Source organism: Photobacterium lucens, from assembly GCF_009873615.1.
Lineage (GTDB): Bacteria > Pseudomonadota > Gammaproteobacteria > Enterobacterales > Vibrionaceae > Photobacterium > Photobacterium lucens.
In genome coordinates this window covers 24249-40925 of record NZ_SSMG01000003.1, presented here as the reverse complement: position 1 = coordinate 40925, position 16677 = coordinate 24249, and the positions used below count along the sequence as shown (strand labels likewise).

Annotated in this window: 16 protein-coding genes; 5 read left to right on the top strand and 11 right to left on the bottom strand. The window is 43.7% G+C overall.

From position 1 onward, the window contains the following. The first annotated feature begins 137 nt into the window (after positions 1-137). Entirely contained in the window at positions 138-968 is an 831-nt protein-coding gene (gene mepA, locus E5A76_RS00945; RefSeq protein ID WP_023931372.1) for a penicillin-insensitive murein endopeptidase, read from the top strand. Between the two features lie 95 nt (positions 969-1063). On the opposite strand, the gene E5A76_RS00940 is transcribed toward mepA, so the two are convergent. Together E5A76_RS00940 and trhP are read right to left on the bottom strand one after the other, a co-directional pair. After that, positions 1064-1318, bottom strand: a complete 255-nt coding sequence (locus tag E5A76_RS00940; RefSeq protein WP_042117063.1) for a YfhL family 4Fe-4S dicluster ferredoxin — start codon at positions 1316-1318, stop codon at positions 1064-1066. A 5-nt stretch (positions 1319-1323) separates the two neighbouring features. Further along, a complete protein-coding gene (gene trhP / locus E5A76_RS00935; protein WP_061013701.1) occupies positions 1324-2712 on the bottom strand; it encodes a prephenate-dependent tRNA uridine(34) hydroxylase TrhP in 1389 nt (462 codons plus the stop codon). Between the two features lie 254 nt (positions 2713-2966). Between trhP and E5A76_RS00930 the strand changes: the two genes are divergently transcribed. After that, complete coding sequence (locus E5A76_RS00930) at positions 2967-3983, top strand: substrate-binding domain-containing protein (protein ID WP_161117832.1); 1017 nt, start codon at positions 2967-2969, stop codon at positions 3981-3983. Between the two features lie 101 nt (positions 3984-4084). Here E5A76_RS00930 and E5A76_RS00925 read toward each other — a convergent pair whose 3' ends face one another. Genes E5A76_RS00925 through E5A76_RS00915 form a run of 3 tightly spaced genes read right to left on the bottom strand, consistent with a single transcriptional unit; the run spans position 4085 to position 7048 of the window. Next, positions 4085-4726 carry a bifunctional 4-hydroxy-2-oxoglutarate aldolase/2-dehydro-3-deoxy-phosphogluconate aldolase gene (locus E5A76_RS00925; protein WP_107185424.1) on the bottom strand — a complete coding sequence of 214 codons (642 nt, stop codon included), beginning with the start codon at positions 4724-4726 and terminating at the stop codon, positions 4085-4087. A gap of 22 nt (positions 4727-4748) precedes the next feature. Continuing rightward, positions 4749-6539: a phosphogluconate dehydratase gene (gene edd, locus E5A76_RS00920; protein ID WP_161117831.1), complete on the bottom strand. Its 1791-nt coding sequence runs from the start codon at positions 6537-6539 to the stop codon at positions 4749-4751. Further along, on the bottom strand, positions 6536-7048 hold the full coding sequence (locus E5A76_RS00915) for a gluconokinase (protein WP_107165560.1): 513 nt from the start codon (positions 7046-7048) through the stop codon (positions 6536-6538). Before E5A76_RS00915 ends, edd begins: the two co-directional genes overlap by 4 nt. Positions 7049-7208: 160 nt before the next feature. Between E5A76_RS00915 and E5A76_RS00910 the strand changes: the two genes are divergently transcribed. From E5A76_RS00910 to E5A76_RS00900, 3 genes are all read left to right on the top strand, one after another. Next, the gene (locus tag E5A76_RS00910) at positions 7209-8570 is read left to right on the top strand and encodes a GntP family permease (protein WP_161117830.1); all 1362 of its coding nucleotides are present in this window, start codon (positions 7209-7211) and stop codon (positions 8568-8570) included. A gap of 70 nt (positions 8571-8640) precedes the next feature. Beyond that, on the top strand, positions 8641-9234 hold the full coding sequence (locus tag E5A76_RS00905) for a DNA-3-methyladenine glycosylase I (protein WP_161117829.1): 594 nt from the start codon (positions 8641-8643) through the stop codon (positions 9232-9234). A gap of 136 nt (positions 9235-9370) precedes the next feature. Further along, a complete protein-coding gene (locus tag E5A76_RS00900) occupies positions 9371-10630 on the top strand; it encodes a permease (RefSeq protein WP_161117828.1) in 1260 nt (419 codons plus the stop codon). 120 nt (positions 10631-10750) lie between these two features. Here E5A76_RS00900 and rdgC read toward each other — a convergent pair whose 3' ends face one another. From rdgC to E5A76_RS00870, 6 genes are all read right to left on the bottom strand, one after another. Beyond that, a complete protein-coding gene (rdgC, locus tag E5A76_RS00895) occupies positions 10751-11662 on the bottom strand; it encodes a recombination-associated protein RdgC (RefSeq protein WP_187695521.1) in 912 nt (303 codons plus the stop codon). Positions 11663-11831: 169 nt separating this feature from the next. Next, complete coding sequence (locus E5A76_RS00890; RefSeq protein WP_107185420.1) at positions 11832-13058, bottom strand: NAD(P)/FAD-dependent oxidoreductase; 1227 nt, start codon at positions 13056-13058, stop codon at positions 11832-11834. Positions 13059-13364: 306 nt separating this feature from the next. After that, the gene (locus E5A76_RS00885; RefSeq protein WP_161117835.1) at positions 13365-13745 is read right to left on the bottom strand and encodes a cupin domain-containing protein; all 381 of its coding nucleotides are present in this window, start codon (positions 13743-13745) and stop codon (positions 13365-13367) included. A gap of 229 nt (positions 13746-13974) precedes the next feature. Next, entirely contained in the window at positions 13975-15126 is a 1152-nt protein-coding gene (locus E5A76_RS00880; RefSeq protein ID WP_161117826.1) for an iron-containing alcohol dehydrogenase, read from the bottom strand. Positions 15127-15368: 242 nt separating this feature from the next. Next, a complete protein-coding gene (locus E5A76_RS00875; protein ID WP_053986600.1) occupies positions 15369-15611 on the bottom strand; it encodes a hypothetical protein in 243 nt (80 codons plus the stop codon). A gap of 525 nt (positions 15612-16136) precedes the next feature. Next, positions 16137-16670, bottom strand: a complete 534-nt coding sequence (locus E5A76_RS00870; RefSeq protein ID WP_161117834.1) for a pilus assembly FimT family protein — start codon at positions 16668-16670, stop codon at positions 16137-16139. Positions 16671-16677: the final 7 nt, after the last annotated feature.

The window sequence follows — 16677 nt, the reverse complement described above, 5'->3', positions numbered from 1 at the left end:
GTGATAGTGATAGATATGTCGTTATAGTAGCAGGAATAAAACTGTTCATTAGTGAGATAAAAAACAGGATTTAATTGCAGTGATGAAAAGGCATAAGCTATGATCCAATTTATTATCACTAATTTAGGAATATCTGTGTGCTAGGGAAAATTTTGACAGGATTGTTGCTGGTGGCATCAAGCTCGAGTGTGATGGCATCACCATGGGAAAAAGTAAAAACACCAACGATAGGTGAATCAAGCTCGATAGGCTCTTATGCCAACGGCTGTTTAGCGGGAGGCGAGATGCTTCCGCTGCAAGGCGAAGGTTATCAGGTGATCCGCGCTGAGCGTGGGCGTTACTACGGTAACCATGAAATGATCACCTTCTTAAAAGAGTTAATGAAAACCTCACAACAACTGAAAATCGGTAATGTGCTGGTGGGCGATATTGCCATGCCTCGTGGTGGACGTTTCTCGTCAGGCCATGCTAGTCATCAAACCGGTTTGGATGCTGATATTTGGTTGCGCATTCCTGAAAAGCCATTAACTCAAAAACAATTGAAAAGTGTCTCTGCACTGCCGATGGTGGATGTAAAGAACTACAAGATCATTGAAAAGAACTGGGGCACTAAGCAAGCACAGCTTATCCAGTTAGCAGCAAGTGATGATCGGGTGTCGCGTATCTTTGTTCACCCAGTGATCAAAGAACAGCTTTGTAAGGCGAAATGGAAAGATCGTGATTGGCTACGTAAGGTGCGTCCTTGGTTTGGGCACTACTACCATTTTCACGTCCGTTTAAATTGTCCTGAAGGTAGCCCATACTGTGAGCCACAAACACCGCCACCACCGGGTGATGGTTGTGGTAAAGAACTTGCGTCATGGTCACCTGACTATCAAAAGCCAGCTTCAAATAAGCCTGCGGTGAAGCCAAAGCCTAAACCGAAGCCAGTGTTACCTGCTCAGTGTCATGTGGTGATTGATAGTTAAGCGAATTATCAGCATATAGCGGTAATAACAAGATAAAAAAGCGCCGAGAGGCGCTTTTTTATGGTCTGAACATTATATTCAATGGCGAGCTTTGATTAAGCAAGACCTTGAAGAGTAACAAATTTCTCTAGTAACTCTTCATCTGACTCTACGTGTTCAGGATCGGTAATAATGCAATTGGTGATCGGACAAACAGACTGACAAGTCGGCTTGTCGTAATGCCCTTTACATTCAGTACAACGATCTGGGTTGATTTCATAGATCTCGTCACCCATGGTGATCGCCTCGTTAGGGCATTCAGGATCACACATATCGCAGTTAATGCATTTGCTTGTAATGAGCAGTGCCATAGTGCTTATTGACCGTCTTTAGGTGCGTGTGGGTTACGTGTGTCTTCACCGTTGCCCAAGTTACGCATAAGTAGACCGTACTCAAGATCCATGTCTTGTGGTACTGGGATAAATACAAAGTGACCGTTACCTTTGGCATCATCAATCACTTCAGACTTACGGTTTTCCATTGTCTCAAGAGTAAAGATAACGTTACCTTTTGGTGTCATCACTTCAAGGCTATCACCAACAACAAACTTGTTCTTCACTTCTACTTCAGCAAGATCGCCACGGCGTTTACCCGTGAACTCACCAACAAATTGTTGAGAATCAGAAATAGAGTAACCGTAATCGTAGTTTTGGTACGCATCATGGGTGTGACGACGAAGGAAACCTTCAGTGTAACCACGGTGAGCAAGGCTTTCTAGCGTGCCCATTAGTGAGTCATCAAATGGCTTACCTGCAACCGCATCATCAATCGCTTTACGGTAAACTTGTGCAGTACGTGCACAGTAGTAGAACGACTTAGTACGACCTTCGATTTTCAGTGAGTGAACACCCATTTTAGTTAGACGCTCAACGTGTTGAACAGCACGAAGATCTTTCGAGTTCATGATGTAAGTACCGTGCTCATCTTCAAATGCCGCCATTTTTTCTTCAGGACGGTGAGATTCGCTCAGTAGCACAACTTCATCAGTTGGCTTACCTAGACCAAGTGTATTGTCTGGGCGCTCAGCGTCTTGCATTTGAACTGCTGCATCTTGTACTTCAACAATTTGACCAGCATCGTTTTCAGTCGCTTTTTCTGTTTTGTATTCCCAACGACATGCGTTAGTACATGTACCTTGGTTAGGGTCACGCTTGTTGATGTAACCAGACAGTAGGCAACGACCAGAGTAAGCCATGCATAGTGCGCCGTGAACAAAGATTTCTAGTTCTGTGTCAGGGCAGTGCTCACGAATTTCTTCGATTTCTTCTAGTGAAAGCTCACGAGATAGAATCACACGCTCAACACCTTGGCTTGCCCAGAATTTTACTGTCGCCCAGTTAACTGCGTTCGCTTGAACTGATAGGTGAATAACCACCTCAGGGAAAGCTTCACGAACCATCATGATAAGACCCGGATCTGACATGATAAGTGCGTCAGGACCCATTTCAACGATTGGTTTAAGATCGCGGATAAACGTCTTTAACTTAGAGTTATGCGGCTGAATGTTACATACCACGTAAAGCTTTTTGCCTTGCGCGTGTGCTTCATCAATACCGATCTTTAGGTTTTCGTGGTTGAATTCGTTGTTACGAACACGAAGGCTGTAGCGAGGCTGACCTGCGTATACTGCATCTGCACCGTAGGCGAATGCATAACGCATATTTTTAAGGCTGCCTGCTGGCGAAAGTAATTCTGGTTTAAACATAGCTCTATTGTCTCTTTTCTGATTCCAGATCAGTTCATATCACCTAGTGATATGAAGGAAAGGCGGGATTTTACGTTTTTCGTGACCTGAGCGCCACATTTCTCACGGAGTTTTTTCTTGTTCTCGACAATTTATCGCCAAGCGTATAGTGCTAACTATAAGATATTACCGATAAATAGTTGCTGCTAGCGAATTTAGCTCATACTCTACGCCATTATTACGTTTTATCTATTGAACCGCGTTAGGACAGATCAATGACTGCGAAGCCAAAACACCGTCCCACATTAAATGATGTAGCCAAGAAAGTGGGTGTCACTAAGATGACTGTCAGTCGTTACTTGCGTGATCCTAACTCGGTTGCAGAAGCCACCCGTGAAAAAATTGCAGTGGTGGTTGATGAGCTTGGGTATGTGGCAAGCCGTGCGCCAGATATTTTGTCGAACCGCAACAGTAAAGCGATTGGAATATTGCTGCCATCGTTATCCAACCAAGTGTTTGCCTCGCTATTACAGGGGATTGAATCAGTCACCAAAGCCGAAGGCTATCAAACCTTGATCACCCACTATGGCTATAGCGCAGAAGAGGAAGAAGAGAAGATCGCTTCGCTGTTGTCATATCACGTTGATGGTTTGATCTTAACTGAAAGTATTCATAGCGAACGTAGCCAGAAGATGATCAATGCAGCGGCAATCCCCGTGGTAGAAACCATTGATTTGCCTGAAAACCCGATTGATATGGCGGTAGGGCTCGATCATAAACAAGCCGCATTTGATTTAGTGTCCAAGATGATTGAATACGGTCGTCGTCACATTGTCTATTTTGCGGCGCGATTAGACCGTCGAACTCAGTTACGTAGTGAAGGCTATTTGCAAGCGATGGAAGAAAATGGCTTAACGCCACAGATTGTATCCACCCAAGAGCATTCTAGTTTTACTCAAGGACGTGAGTTGATGCGCCAAGCATTAGAACAATTTCCAGAGCTAGATGGGGTATTTTGTACCAACGATGACTTAGCCATTGGTGCCATGATGCATTGCCAAGAGCACAACATTGATATTCCTGATCGTGTGGCGATTGCAGGTTATAACGCTTTAGATATTGGTAAGGCTATTTCACCGACGCTTGCCAGTGTGAATACCCCGCGTGAGGAAATTGGAGCGGCTGCTGCTACATTGCTACTTAAAAAACTATCGGGTAAGAAGGTGACCAAACCGATCCAAGATATTGGCTACAGTTTGTATTTGGGCGAGAGTTTAGGTAAGCCTGTTTAAGATTGCGAATAAAACCGCTTATAAAGCAATAAATAAAAAAGCAGCGCACGATGAACTCGTGCGCTGCTTTGTTGTGACCTATTAACTAGTACACTAAAGCGTTATTTAGCTAATAGCGCTACCGCTTCTTGAGACAACTTCGTAATTTCATCCCACTGACCGTTATCGATCAGATCTTTTGGTAGCATCCAAGAGCCGCCGACAGTCGCCACACATTTCACCGCTTTGTACTGATCAACGTTGGCAGGGCTAATGCCGCCTGTTGGACAGAATTTAACTTGTGGTAGTGGTGCAGCAATTGCAGCTAGCGCTTTAGCACCACCGTTAGCTTCCGCAGGGAAGAATTTAAGGTGTTGGTAGCCAAGCTCTAATGCTTGCATGATTTCAGATGGCGTACTAACCCCCGGAATTAATGGCGCAGAGCCAGCTTTAGCATGACTAAGTAGCTTAGGTGTCATTCCCGGAGAAATCACAAATTTCGCGCCCGCTTCAACAGCGGCATCGTATTGCTCACACGTTAGCACAGTACCAGCACCCACCATTGCCTCTGGCATGGCTTCTGCGATAGCACGGATAGCATCAAGGGCAACAGGAGTACGTAGGGTAATTTCAAATACCGTGATCCCACCATTTTGCAGTGCTTGCGCCATAGGAACAGCATCTTCAACACGTTCAATGATCATTACAGGAACAACAGGAGATGCGGCAAAAACATCTTGTGGGTTAACTTGCCAAGTGTTCATAGGTTTCTTCCTATCCAATAACTTAAAAAATGGTGGCACCAGTATCAGCACTTGATACGTTGTGGCGCATGTTTGCAAACAGCTGACGACCAAAGGTCAGTGCTGGCTTGTCTAAGGTATATGTGGCAGTACGAGCACTGAGTTCGGCTTGAACGGTTAGCTCACCCGTGACTGCATTTAATTCAATCATATCGCCATCTTCCACTAAACCAATCGCACCACCACGTAAGGCTTCAGGTGTAATGTGAATAGCAGCAGGGATTTTGCCTGATGCACCAGATAGGCGACCATCCGTCACCAGCGCTACTTTATAGCCTTTCTTCTGGATATTCCCCAAAATTGGCATCAATTTGTGAAGCTCAGGCATACCATTTGCCGCTGGACCATTATGGGTCACGACAATGATCGCATCTTGATCTAATAAGCCTTGCTTGTAGGCTTTTTCAACCTCGTTTTGACAACGGAAAACTTTCGCAGGCGCACAAATATGTTGATGCTCAGCGGCAACGGCAGAGACTTTAATTACCGATTTTCCGATATTGCCCGCTAACACTTTCAAGCCGCCAGTTGCGCTAAATACATGTTCAGGCGTACAAATTACATCACCATCAGTGGAATCATCACAAGCAGTCCAAACCAACTTACCGTTATTGATACTTGGTGTTGTCATCACATCACTAAAGTTACCAAAAGCGGTTTTTACTTCAGTGTTTAATAGTCCGTGTTGGTGTAATGCTTTCATTAACGTTGGTACACCACCTGCTTGTTGGAAAGCATTAATATCAGCAGGACCATTTGGGTACATGCGTACTAATAGCGGTACGGCATCTGATAAATCGTTAATGTCATCCCAAGTTAAAATCAAACCTGCACAACGGGCAATCGCGACCATGTGTAAGCTGTGGTTAGTACTGCCACCAGATGCTAGCCATGCCACTAAACCATTCACCAGACTTTCTGCGGTTACAACTTCATATAGTGGTCGGTATTGTGTCGATTGTTGGTTCGCCGCCGCCGCAATACGACACGCAGATTCTTCGGTTAATGCTTTACGTAATTCGCTTGTCGGAGGCACAAATGCCGAGCCCGGTAGCATTAAGCCCATGGCTTCTAAAATCAGCTGATTGGTATTGGCTGTGCCGTAGAAGGTACAGGTGCCCGGAGAGTGATACGCTTGGCACTCCATCGTCAGTAGGGCACTTGAGTCCACTTCACCTGCTGCATATTGCTGACGAACGCTGACTTTCTCATCGTTACTGATGCCTGTTCCCATCGGGCCAACAGGTACAAATGCTGTCGGTAAATGCGCAAAAGATAACGCGCCCATTAATTGTCCCGGGGCTATTTTGTCGCAGATACTGAGCAGTAATGTCGCATCAAATGCATTGTGACTTAGCGTGATCGCCGTTGCTTGCGCGACCACATCACGGGAAAACAGCGACATTTCCATACCCGGCTGACCTTGGGTAATACCGTCACACATCGCAGGTACACAACCTGCAACTTGGCTGGTGTGACCGTATTCAGCTAAGGCTTTAGCAATGATGTCAGGGTAGAACTTATAAGGCTGGTGAGCACTTAGCATGTCGTTATAGCCGCTAACAATAGCGATGTTGGCATGAAGAAAATCAAGGATCGCTGATTTCTCTTGTGCGCAATTGGCTGCTACAACGTGGGCAAGGTTACCGCACGACAATTGGCTACGGCCTTTACCTGCTTGTTCCATTTCCTTGGTCATGGCGAGCCATTGTGAGTAACTCTCAGCGCTTCTTGCTTTTATACGCTCGGTAACGGCAGAAATGACAGGATTCATAGGCTTGCTCCACGCAATTGCTCAACAGCGTTTTCAATAATATCGGTAACTGAACCGTCGATAGAGACAGTGAATACACCTGCTTCATCAACAGGGCGTTCTAAGGTTTCAAGCTGGCTGGTTAACATGGTTTCACGCATAAAGTGACCTTTACGAGCACGCATACGTTCAAGGATCAGCTCACGATCGCCGTCTAAAAAGACGAAAGAGACGTTCTGATTGCCTTCACGGATTTGATCGCGATATTTCTTTTTCAAAGCAGAGCACACAATGATCCCTACTTCGTTTTTGTTTTCCAAGCTATATGCCGCATCACGAATGCGCTCTAGCCAAGGTTCACGATCAGCATCATTAAGAGGGTTGCCACTGGCCATTTTTTGAATGTTGGCTCTTGGGTGTAAATCATCGCCATCGATGAACTTTGCCTTTAAGCGAGCAGCGATACCTTCACCAATTGTTGATTTACCGCTACCACACACCCCCATTACAATAATGCTTTGACCTGCCATTTTTTAACCTCTATCTCATTTTTGAATATCGATTGTTCGATTTACTTGTAAGTTACCATGTTACGGGTAACATGTTACCCGTAACATAAAGGGTTGTGAAGACTATCACAATAAAAATATTCACAACGAAATAACTATATTTTTGCCGGAGTGATCCTGTATGACGTTAGACCCAACCTACTTATTATTTATTGCGCTCTGTTCTATCTTGTTGTTATTACTGCTTATTATGAAATTCAGGTTACATGCTTTCTTAGCGTTAACCTTAGTGAGTTTTATTACCGCAGTAGTCACAGGTGTTAATGCTGATCAGGTTGTACCAACCATGATGTCGGGCTTTGGTGGCACGCTTGCCTCTGTTGCTCTACTGGTGGGTTTAGGCACCATGATTGGTCGAATTTTAGAAGTAACTGGTGGTGCGAAAGTATTAGCAGATACATTAATTGGTAGGTTCGGTTCTGAGCGAGCACCCTTTGCTCTCGGTGTCGCATCACTATTGTTTGGTTTCCCAATCTTCTTTGATGCCGGTCTAATGGTAATGATGCCAATCCTATTTAGTGTGGCGAAGCAATTTGGTGGCTCAACCATTAAATACGCATTACCAGTGGCAGGTGCATTTGCGGTAATGCACGCATTCTTGCCACCACACCCAGGCCCAGTTGCGGCTGGTGAATTACTAGGTGCGAACATTGGTCTACTAACAATTGTTGGTTTAGTGATTGCACTACCAACATGGTACTTAGGTGCTTACCTTTACGGTCTATGGGCGGGCGAGCGATTCAAACTGCCATTGCCACAAGCATTCCTAGCTACCCAAGAAGTGATTGACGAAAACAATCTTCCTAAGTTCTCAACAGTGCTTGCGATCCTATTAATGCCGTTGGTACTGATCTTCATGGATACAGGTCTACACACACTAACAGTGATGGGCGTGGTTGATGGTCAAGATACGTGGGTAAACGTATTACGTATGCTGGGCAAAACGCCAATTGCTCTGATGATCACATTACTGTTCTGTTTGGCACTGTTCTCTAAAAACTACGGCATGGCAAAACTTGAAAAGCTATGTGGTGATTCACTTGCGCCAATCTGTGCAGTGATTCTGGTAACAGGTGCGGGCGGCATGTTCGGTGGCGTACTACGTGCAAGTGGCATTGGTGATGCACTAGCAGGTTTGTTATCAGATACGGGGATGCCTGTGATTGTGGCAGCATTCTTAGTCTCGACAGCACTTCGTGTCGCACAAGGCTCAGCAACGGTTGCTCTAACCACAACTGCGGCACTGATTGCTCCTATGGTTGCGGCAACAACAGGTTTAAGTGCATTAGATTTATGCTTCATCGTGATTGCGATTGCATCGGGTGCGACCGTGCTATCTCACTTCAACGATTCAGGATTCTGGCTAGTAGGTAAACTGCTAGACATGGATGAGAAAACGACACTAAAAACGTGGACGGTAATGGAAACACTTCTAGGTACGATTGCTTTCATTATTGCTGCAACACTAAGCGTTTTCCTATAAATTAAAACAACGTGTAGAAGCCAATACGGGAGTAGCAATACTCCCGTATTTTTTTATAAGGACTTTATCCATGACAACCGAAAGTACGCCAATGATAAGTTGCGATTGGGCAACCACTGATCCACTGTTACAGCATTATCATGATACTGAGTGGGGTAACACTACCTGTGATGATAACGCCCTTGCCGAATGCTTTATTTTAGAGAGTATGCAAAGCGGATTAAGTTGGTTAACGGTGCTACGTAAACGTCCTGCTTATCGGGCGGCTTTTCTGGATTTTGATTTAGAAAAAATTGAAACCGAGTTATTACCGCAACCTCGAGAAGTCTTAGTTGAGCATATTTGCCAGCAGTTTGATGTGATCAAGCACAAAGGCAAAATTGCAGCAGCATTAAATAACCTCGAACGGTTAATTGCAGTGCGAAAACACACTCCACTCGCTGATTTTTTCTGGCAGTTTGTTGATAACAAAACCGTGGTGAATCAATGGCAGAGCATGGCAGAAGTACCAGCACAAACCGAGCAATCAGCACACATGAGTAAGGTGCTCAAAAAGCAAGGTTTTAAGTTTATAGGTGCGGTGACTTGTTATTCCTTTATGCAAGCGGTAGGCATGGTGAACGATCATCTCACGACCTGTCACTGTTATTCAGATAATAGCTAGTTATTGATATTGCTAAACTTTTATTTAGGCACATTTGCAAAGTTAGATTGAGCGATAAAGCAATGTAATGCTTTAGAGAAGCGTACTATGCTTAATTAATGTTTCTCTCATAAATAACAACAACAAAGGTGTCTTCATGGAAAGTGGGGATAGCAACATCGTCGTTCATGTCATTTCAGTGTTGTTTAACATGTCATGGCAAATCTTTTGGCCTCTTGCCTTTGGCTTGATCCTTTCATCCTTTATTCGGCATTTATTACCCGTTGATACCGTGGTTAAACACTTGGGTAAAACCGATGCCAAAAGTTTAACTTTTACGACCATTCTTGGCATGGTGTCTTCGTCATGCTCTTATGCAGCGGCTTCTCTTTCTCATACTCTGCTAGCGAAAAAAGCGACCTTAGCGAATGCAATGGCATTTTTAGTATCTAGTACTAACTTGATAGCGGAAATGTTCATTGTGCTGGTGGCATTAATGGGCTGGACATTCCTTTGGGGGGAAGTGATTGGTGGGCTGATCTTAATTGTGACCGCAGGGTTCTTGTTTAGTCGCTTCTATCCAAAAGATGTTGAGCAAGAGCTACGCCAGCATCTTGAAAATGCAGAGCCCGCTAAACATGCGCACAGTGACTGTGGCATGGACATGTCTAGCATGAAGCATGAGACCAGTGATTGCGGTATGGATATGTCCTACATGAAGCATGAAGACAGCGACTGCGGCATGGATATGTCAACCATGAAACATGATCACAGCATGCATCATCACATGGATATGCCAGCGCAAGAAGAGACAGGCTTGATGTCTAAAATCACCAAGTCAGCAGGTTTCTTCCAAATGGATCTCGCCATGATAGGCAAAGAGATCTTAATTGGCGTGGTGGTGTCATCCATCTTGATTGCGCTTGTGCCACAAGAAGGCTGGAAAGCGCTATTCATCAGTAACGATGTTGGTTTACCGACATGGCTTCACTCATTGCTCGATGTCATTATCGGTATCTTCGTCGCCATGATTGCCTATGTTTGTTCAGTGGGTAACTTAATCTTGGCGGCAGCCTTGTGGCATGGTGGTATTTCATTTGGTGGGGTGATTGGTTTTATCTTAGCCGATGTATTAACCATTCCAATGATGGGCGTTTACAAAAAATACTACGGCAAACGTCCAACCAAATGGATGGTAGGGTTACTTTTCCTTTCAATCCTATTTACCGGTTTATGTGTCGATGCCATCTTCAACGGCTTTGGTTGGGTAAGTGCCGATCAAACAGTCAGAACTTTAAACCAATCTGGTTTTGGTATGAACATGACCACAGTGATGAACCTGATCTTCATTCCGCTTTCAATTTGGTATTACCGTTTAGGTAAAAAAGCCAATGCCGGCATGGGAATGAGCATGTAATTACTTATTCTCATAGGTAGAAGAGATAACAAAAAGCCGTGTCGCTTGGTTATGAACACATAACAGCGACACGGCTTTTTTAGATGGTTTGTCTTTTAACAACAGATAAGAAAAAGGGGATTAGCCTTTGTTTTCTAAACCACCCACTACTTCAAATAGGTTTGGTAAGAATGCAGAGAACTCGCCACCCATAAGTGATAAATCTGCATCAATACGTTGTGCAACATCTTCACGGTCGATGTCTTCGTTTTGATCTTTAAGCTCGTCAGAGAACTTCAAACGCTTCACTGTTAAATCATCGGCAAACACAAAGTCGATACGATCTTGCCAGTTCATCGCTAGTTTAGTTACAACCTTGTTGGCTTCGATGTGAGCAAGAATTTCATCACAGTTCAGATCTTGTTGCTTACAACGGATCACACCACCATCTTCTTCAATCGCTTTAAATTCTGCTTCTTCACCCATAGTGAAACCGTGTGGAGCTTCGTTGCTGCGAACCCATTCAGTCATGGTTAACGCCAATGGTTTTTCTGCCACAACAGGCACGACAGGTAAGCTACCGATAGACTTACGTAGCAGGGCTAACATGTCTTCCGCTTTTTTGAAGCTACCAGCATCGACAATGATGAAACCTAGCTTTGGCATGATCAGAGCGTAAGTTTGCGATTTACGGCTAAATGCACGAGGCAGTAAATCCATAACGATTTCATCTTTCAGGGTGTCTTTCTCAGTCTTTTTCAGTTTACGACCAAGATCTTTTTCCTGCATTTCAATCTTGTTGTTCAGTGATTCTTTGATCACCGATGCTGGCAGCATTTTTTCTTCTTTGCGTGCACAGATCAAAATGTTGTCGCCAGAAACATGGGTAAACATGTCACCGTGTTTGCCTAGCGCATGTGCCCAGCCAAACTTTTGAACGTCTTGGCTACCACAAGGCGTGAAGCGAAATTCTTCCAGCTGCTTTTCCAGTTGGTCTGCATTTAAATCAATTTCACGGGTAAAGCGGTAAGTCAGTAAATTCTTAAACCACATCATGGCAGTCACACTTCCTAGGGTTAAACAGTTGGGGCGCACATCTTAACCCAACCATAAAAAATTACTAACTTACGATTGAATGTTTTGGTGAGGATTTTGTAATAACTGACTGAAATGTGAAGTTTAATTAAATTTCACATACTGTTAGTCGCTTTATTTGCAATGCTTAAATCTTGGGCTTAAATACCGCTTTAAGACGTTTAGCAACCATTAATCGGGAAACCGTAAACATGTTACTGATGGTTCTTTGATGTAAGCGGAAAATCGTATCGTAGACACGACGGATCAATAAACCATGTAACACAAATTTACTTTCCATTTTGGAGCCGGGTGCAAACGAACCAACAGCAAAGTAATGCCCAACGGCCACCACCATACCACTGTCTTTAAAAATGAAATCTGTCAGTGGCTTACCATGAAGAAAATCACCTAAGCTTTTTGCTAAATGCTCAGCAGCACGATTAGCCGCTTGTGCTTTAGGAGGCACAAAACTGCCATCAGGTTGAGGGATCGCAGCACAATCACCAAGGGCAAAAATATGATCATCAAGGGTTGAGGTTAAATTCATATTCACTTCAATTTGATTGATACGATTATAAGCAAGCCCGCCTAAACCATTTAGCCAATCTGGTGCTTTGATACCCGCAGCCCAAAACTGCACATCGGCATCGAGTGAGTGACCATCTGCGGTGATCATAGCTTTTTCTTTCACTTCGCTAATGCGTGTATTGAGCAACACATTAATGTTATTTTTCTCAAGTTCTTGCTGGACTTTTCGCGACATCTTTTCAGGGCTGTTTGGTAGGACCCGATCAGCGGCTTCAATCAAATTAATTTTTAGCGGTGTACCGTTATAACGCAGTAACTTGCGGCTGACTCTTTCTAACTCTGCTGCTAATTCAACACCTGTTGCCCCAGCCCCGACAATGTTAATGGTGTGCTCTTCACCTGCACGAAGTACGTAACTCATACGATGCCATGCTTGGCGCGCTTGATTGGCGGAATCGAGGAAAATGCAGTGTTCTTTTGCCCCTTTAGTATTGAAGTCATTACTTACCGCACCGACAGCAATAATTAAGTAGTCGTATTTCACTTCACACATGATGTCGTCAACCGCACCGCAGACCATAATGGTTTTATTTTCACGGTTTATATCAGTCATTGAGGCTTGATAATGCTGGTATCCATGCCGAGCGCCATGGGTAAAGTAGCAGACAGTATCGAGATCACTGTCAAAGGTGCCTGCGGCGATTTCATGTAAACGTGGTTTCCAGAAATGGTGTGTTTCAGGCTCGACTAAAATCACCTCATCTTCTTTTCTAATGGTCTTTTTTAATAAGGTTGATAACTCAATACCTGCAGCACCACCACCAACAATAACAATCCGTGACATAGGAATACCTCAGTAGCCTTATGAGTTCCCTTCATCACTGGCGAGTTTTATGAATGAAAGCAGCCTATTCCTTAATCCAATAGGCTGGTGATGTAATAAAAGCGATATAGATAGTTTTATAGATAGATTTAAAAGTTAATGATCAGTCTAGATGGGAATTGCCAACTTTGTGGCGATATTGCGCTTTTAAAAGCAAAGGAGCATGAAAAAGAAGAAAGAGTGCGAGAGTAGAGTGGTGTGTAAAGAGAGGATAAAAAAAAGCCTTAAACAAGGTCTAAGGCTTTAAGGATTCATTTGGCAATGAAATTATTTTGCAGGTGCAAAATCTTCTGCAGCTTGGCGGTGCGCAGTGTAGATTGCTTCACCGTCACTTTCTGCATCGAAGATAACAGTCACATTAGGTGAGAACAGAATAACGTCGCCTACTTCAGCAACGTATTTGTTGCCGTCTGTATCACGTACCACAATCTTACCTTTAGTAACNACTTTGTACTCNACTGAATCGTAGAAGTATTCAAACTCTACGCCCGGAGACATAGTGAAGTGACCAATCGTCAATGGCGCACTGTTGTTAGTAACAGCAACTTCAGCCATGTCGCTTTTTAGGCCTTCAACTTCTAGCAGTTTGCTTAGGTCGTTTAGCTTAACTGAATCGTAGAAGTATTCAAACTCTACGCCCGGAGACATAGTGAAGTGACCAATCGTCAATGGCGCACTGTTGTTAGTAACAGCAACTTCAGCCATGTCGCTTTTTAGGCCTTCAACTTCTAGCAGTTTGCTTAGGTCGTTTAGCTTAAAAGTACCAGCTTTGATCAGCGANATACCTGGCTTTTCNGTTAATGTAGTCATTGGATTTGTCCTTCTTTTTTTATAATAAAGGCTGGGGNNCCCCAGCCTTTTTGTAGGGTGTTGCGTATTACATGCGTGCTTTGAAGATCGCTACGATTTCTTCTAGGCTCGCTTTGCGTGGGTTCGTTAAAGAACACGCATCGTTTAGNGCNTTTTGCGCCATGAACGCTAGCTTATCTTCAGTTACACCCAAATCAGCTAGGCGTTGCTTGGTGCCTACCTTTTCAGATAGTGCATCAATGGCTTCAAGGGCTGCATTTACTGCTTGCTCTTGGGTCATTGCTGCAGTGTCGATACCCATTGCTTTCGCAATATCAACAAAACGCTCTGGTACTTGNTTCGCGTTAAAGCGCGAAACTTCTGCCAATAGGATAGCGTTACATAGGCCNTGAGCCAGGTCGTAAACACCACCTAATTGGTGNGCCATTGAGTGAACGTAACCTAAAGATGCATTAGAGAATGCCATACCAGCAAGGTACTCGCCGTACTGCATTGCATCACGTGCTGCGCGATTTTGACCGTCGTTCACAGCAGTTTCTAGGTTGTTTACAATCAGCTCAATCGCTTTAATNGCNGANGCATCAGTGATTGGTGTCGCTGCAGTTGAAACATACGCTTCAACAGCGTGCGTTAATGCATCCATACCGGTTGCAGCGGTTAGGAACTTAGGCATTGCTACCATTAGCTCTGAATCGTTCACTGCAATAATTGGCGTGAAGTGCTTATCAACCACTGGGTACTTGGTTTCATCTTCTTGGTTAGTGATGATTGCAAACACTGTCATTTCTGAAGCAGTACCTGCTGTTGTGTTCACGGTTACCAATGGAAGTTGTGGCTTTTTAGAAAGGTGTACACCTTTAGAGTAATCACGAATNTGACCACCGTTCGCTGCCACNANTGCGATACCTTTAGCAGTATCGTGTGATGAACCACCACCGAATGAAATCACAAAATCAGAATGGCTGTTTGCAAGTAGCTCTAGNCCATCTTCAATGTTTTTCTCNGTTGGGTTTGGCTGCACACCATCGTAAATAGTGAAATCAATACCGTGAGCGGTTAGCTCGTCAGTTAGCTTGCTAACTAAACCCACTTCAACTAATACACTGTCTGTCACGATTAGGGCTTTTTTCAGCNCTTTTGANGCAAGTTCNGCACCTAAAGATTGAATAGCGTTAGGACCCATNAATGTTACAGGTGGCATGTAGAATACATTGCTCATAATGAAGCTCCGTTAATATTTATGAATTTATGTTGGCTTATCGCATGTGCCATAAACCGGAATTTTTTACAGAGTGTGANTAGCAAAGTGAGTGTTACCGGCACCGAATCGTTATGGTTGTTGTTGGTGTCGATGCCGACATCTTCTCATTTACTGAAATATAAACAATAGAGTTAAAAGNAAATAACTATTACGNACAGGTAATAATAAAAGTGAGCGTATTGTTTGCAGCNCTCAGCGGCTTATTTATCTGCTGCTGATAGTAGTTTTTCAGCAAAGCTTAGGTGCGCTTTAGGTTGAGTGAATACCACACCAGAGTGTGAACGCTCTGCAGTGCCTTCTTTTTGGTAGTGTTCTGCATTCATGCTGTTAGCAACTGCTTTTTCAAACTGTACGTTACCTGTGAAGTCGCCATCTTTTGCTGAAACGTTGTAAGACATAGCGATAATAGCGGCTGCGATGGTTGCTTTAATAACTGTTTTCATGAGTAATAAAACCTTGTGTATTTATGTTTGTGAACGCCTTGTGCGGTTTCGATGGGTGCATTATCAATAATTACCCTAAAAACAACAATACACCTAAAACACAAAAGATTATTACTGAAAGGTAATAATGGGTATCAAGGAAAGGTATATAAGGAGAAAAAGGCAGAAGGTAAGTACCGTGGGCGACGATAGCGAGGGTGGTGAAAGAGAGTTAGTGTTGGTGTGTTGGTAGCAATATCGAGGATGAATTGCTTTTACTGTGATTGGGTTATTTCAACTTTATACGTGAAATACTTTTTTATTAGACCATTTTGATACCGCAAAACCTTCTTGTGAGTCTTAATAAATCTGAGGAAAAAGACTCATGATAGAACTGTTACATTTTATGTTGGCAATCACAGCATTGATTACTGTAACAACAGGTTTAATTAGAGCAACGACAGGCTTAATTAGTGCGATGGTCCAGCTTATTAATACTATAAAGAATAAGTAACTATAAAAGCCGCTTTAGCGGCTTTTTTAATATCAACACACCGCAGCCCCATACCATTCCCCACCCTCACCACATTCATAGAGTCGGCCCATCCAGCTCATTTGCATGGTTAAGGCTTTGCCGCTTTCTTTCTCGAACGTGATCCAATCTATGGGTAGTGCGCTGTTGTTAAAATCAGGCTGTCCATTCATCTTATCTATTCGGATTGTTGCGTAGCTGTCGTGGCGTTGAATGTTTAGCCCTGTCATTTGGCTACCGTCGACTTTGTATAAAACATTGCTGTGATCACAATCGGCAATGGTGGCATCGGTAGTGGCAATAAGGCACCAATTGTCAGTGAGGGTTTTGGTACTGGTTAAGCCAATTGTGTGAAGGTACACATCGGTGCCGCGCATCACGGCTTCAGATTTAGCCGCAACGATCAGGCCACGTAGTTCGGTAGAGGTGCGCTTCATGGTGTTGCTGGCAAACAGGTTGTTAAAGCTAGGGGCAGCCATAGTGATGATGATGCTCAAAACACTAATGGTGATGATCAATTCGAGTAAGGTTAATCCTTTATTTTTCATGGTATTA

Excerpts from the sequence above, each read along its gene's own strand:
- E5A76_RS00875 (WP_053986600.1), bottom strand. The coding sequence starts at position 15,611 with ATGAAAACAGTTATTAAAGCAACCATCGCAGCCGCTATTATCGCTATG.
- E5A76_RS00930 (WP_161117832.1), top strand. The coding sequence starts at position 2,967 with ATGACTGCGAAGCCAAAACACCGTCCCACATTAAATGATGTAGCCAAG.
- E5A76_RS00925 (WP_107185424.1), bottom strand. The coding sequence starts at position 4,726 with ATGAACACTTGGCAAGTTAACCCACAAGATGTTTTTGCCGCATCTCCT.
- E5A76_RS00870 (WP_161117834.1), bottom strand. The coding sequence starts at position 16,670 with ATGAAAAATAAAGGATTAACCTTACTCGAATTGATCATCACCATTAGT.
- E5A76_RS00905 (WP_161117829.1), top strand. The coding sequence starts at position 8,641 with ATGACAACCGAAAGTACGCCAATGATAAGTTGCGATTGGGCAACCACT.
- E5A76_RS00890 (WP_107185420.1), bottom strand. The coding sequence starts at position 13,058 with ATGTCACGGATTGTTATTGTTGGTGGTGGTGCTGCAGGTATTGAGTTA.
- E5A76_RS00940 (WP_042117063.1), bottom strand. The coding sequence starts at position 1,318 with ATGGCACTGCTCATTACAAGCAAATGCATTAACTGCGATATGTGTGAT.
- E5A76_RS00915 (WP_107165560.1), bottom strand. The coding sequence starts at position 7,048 with ATGGCAGGTCAAAGCATTATTGTAATGGGGGTGTGTGGTAGCGGTAAA.
- E5A76_RS00910 (WP_161117830.1), top strand. The coding sequence starts at position 7,209 with ATGACGTTAGACCCAACCTACTTATTATTTATTGCGCTCTGTTCTATC.
- edd (WP_161117831.1), bottom strand. The coding sequence starts at position 6,539 with ATGAATCCTGTCATTTCTGCCGTTACCGAGCGTATAAAAGCAAGAAGC.
- E5A76_RS00900 (WP_161117828.1), top strand. The coding sequence starts at position 9,371 with ATGGAAAGTGGGGATAGCAACATCGTCGTTCATGTCATTTCAGTGTTG.
- trhP (WP_061013701.1), bottom strand. The coding sequence starts at position 2,712 with ATGTTTAAACCAGAATTACTTTCGCCAGCAGGCAGCCTTAAAAATATG.
- rdgC (WP_187695521.1), bottom strand. The coding sequence starts at position 11,662 with ATGTGGTTTAAGAATTTACTGACTTACCGCTTTACCCGTGAAATTGAT.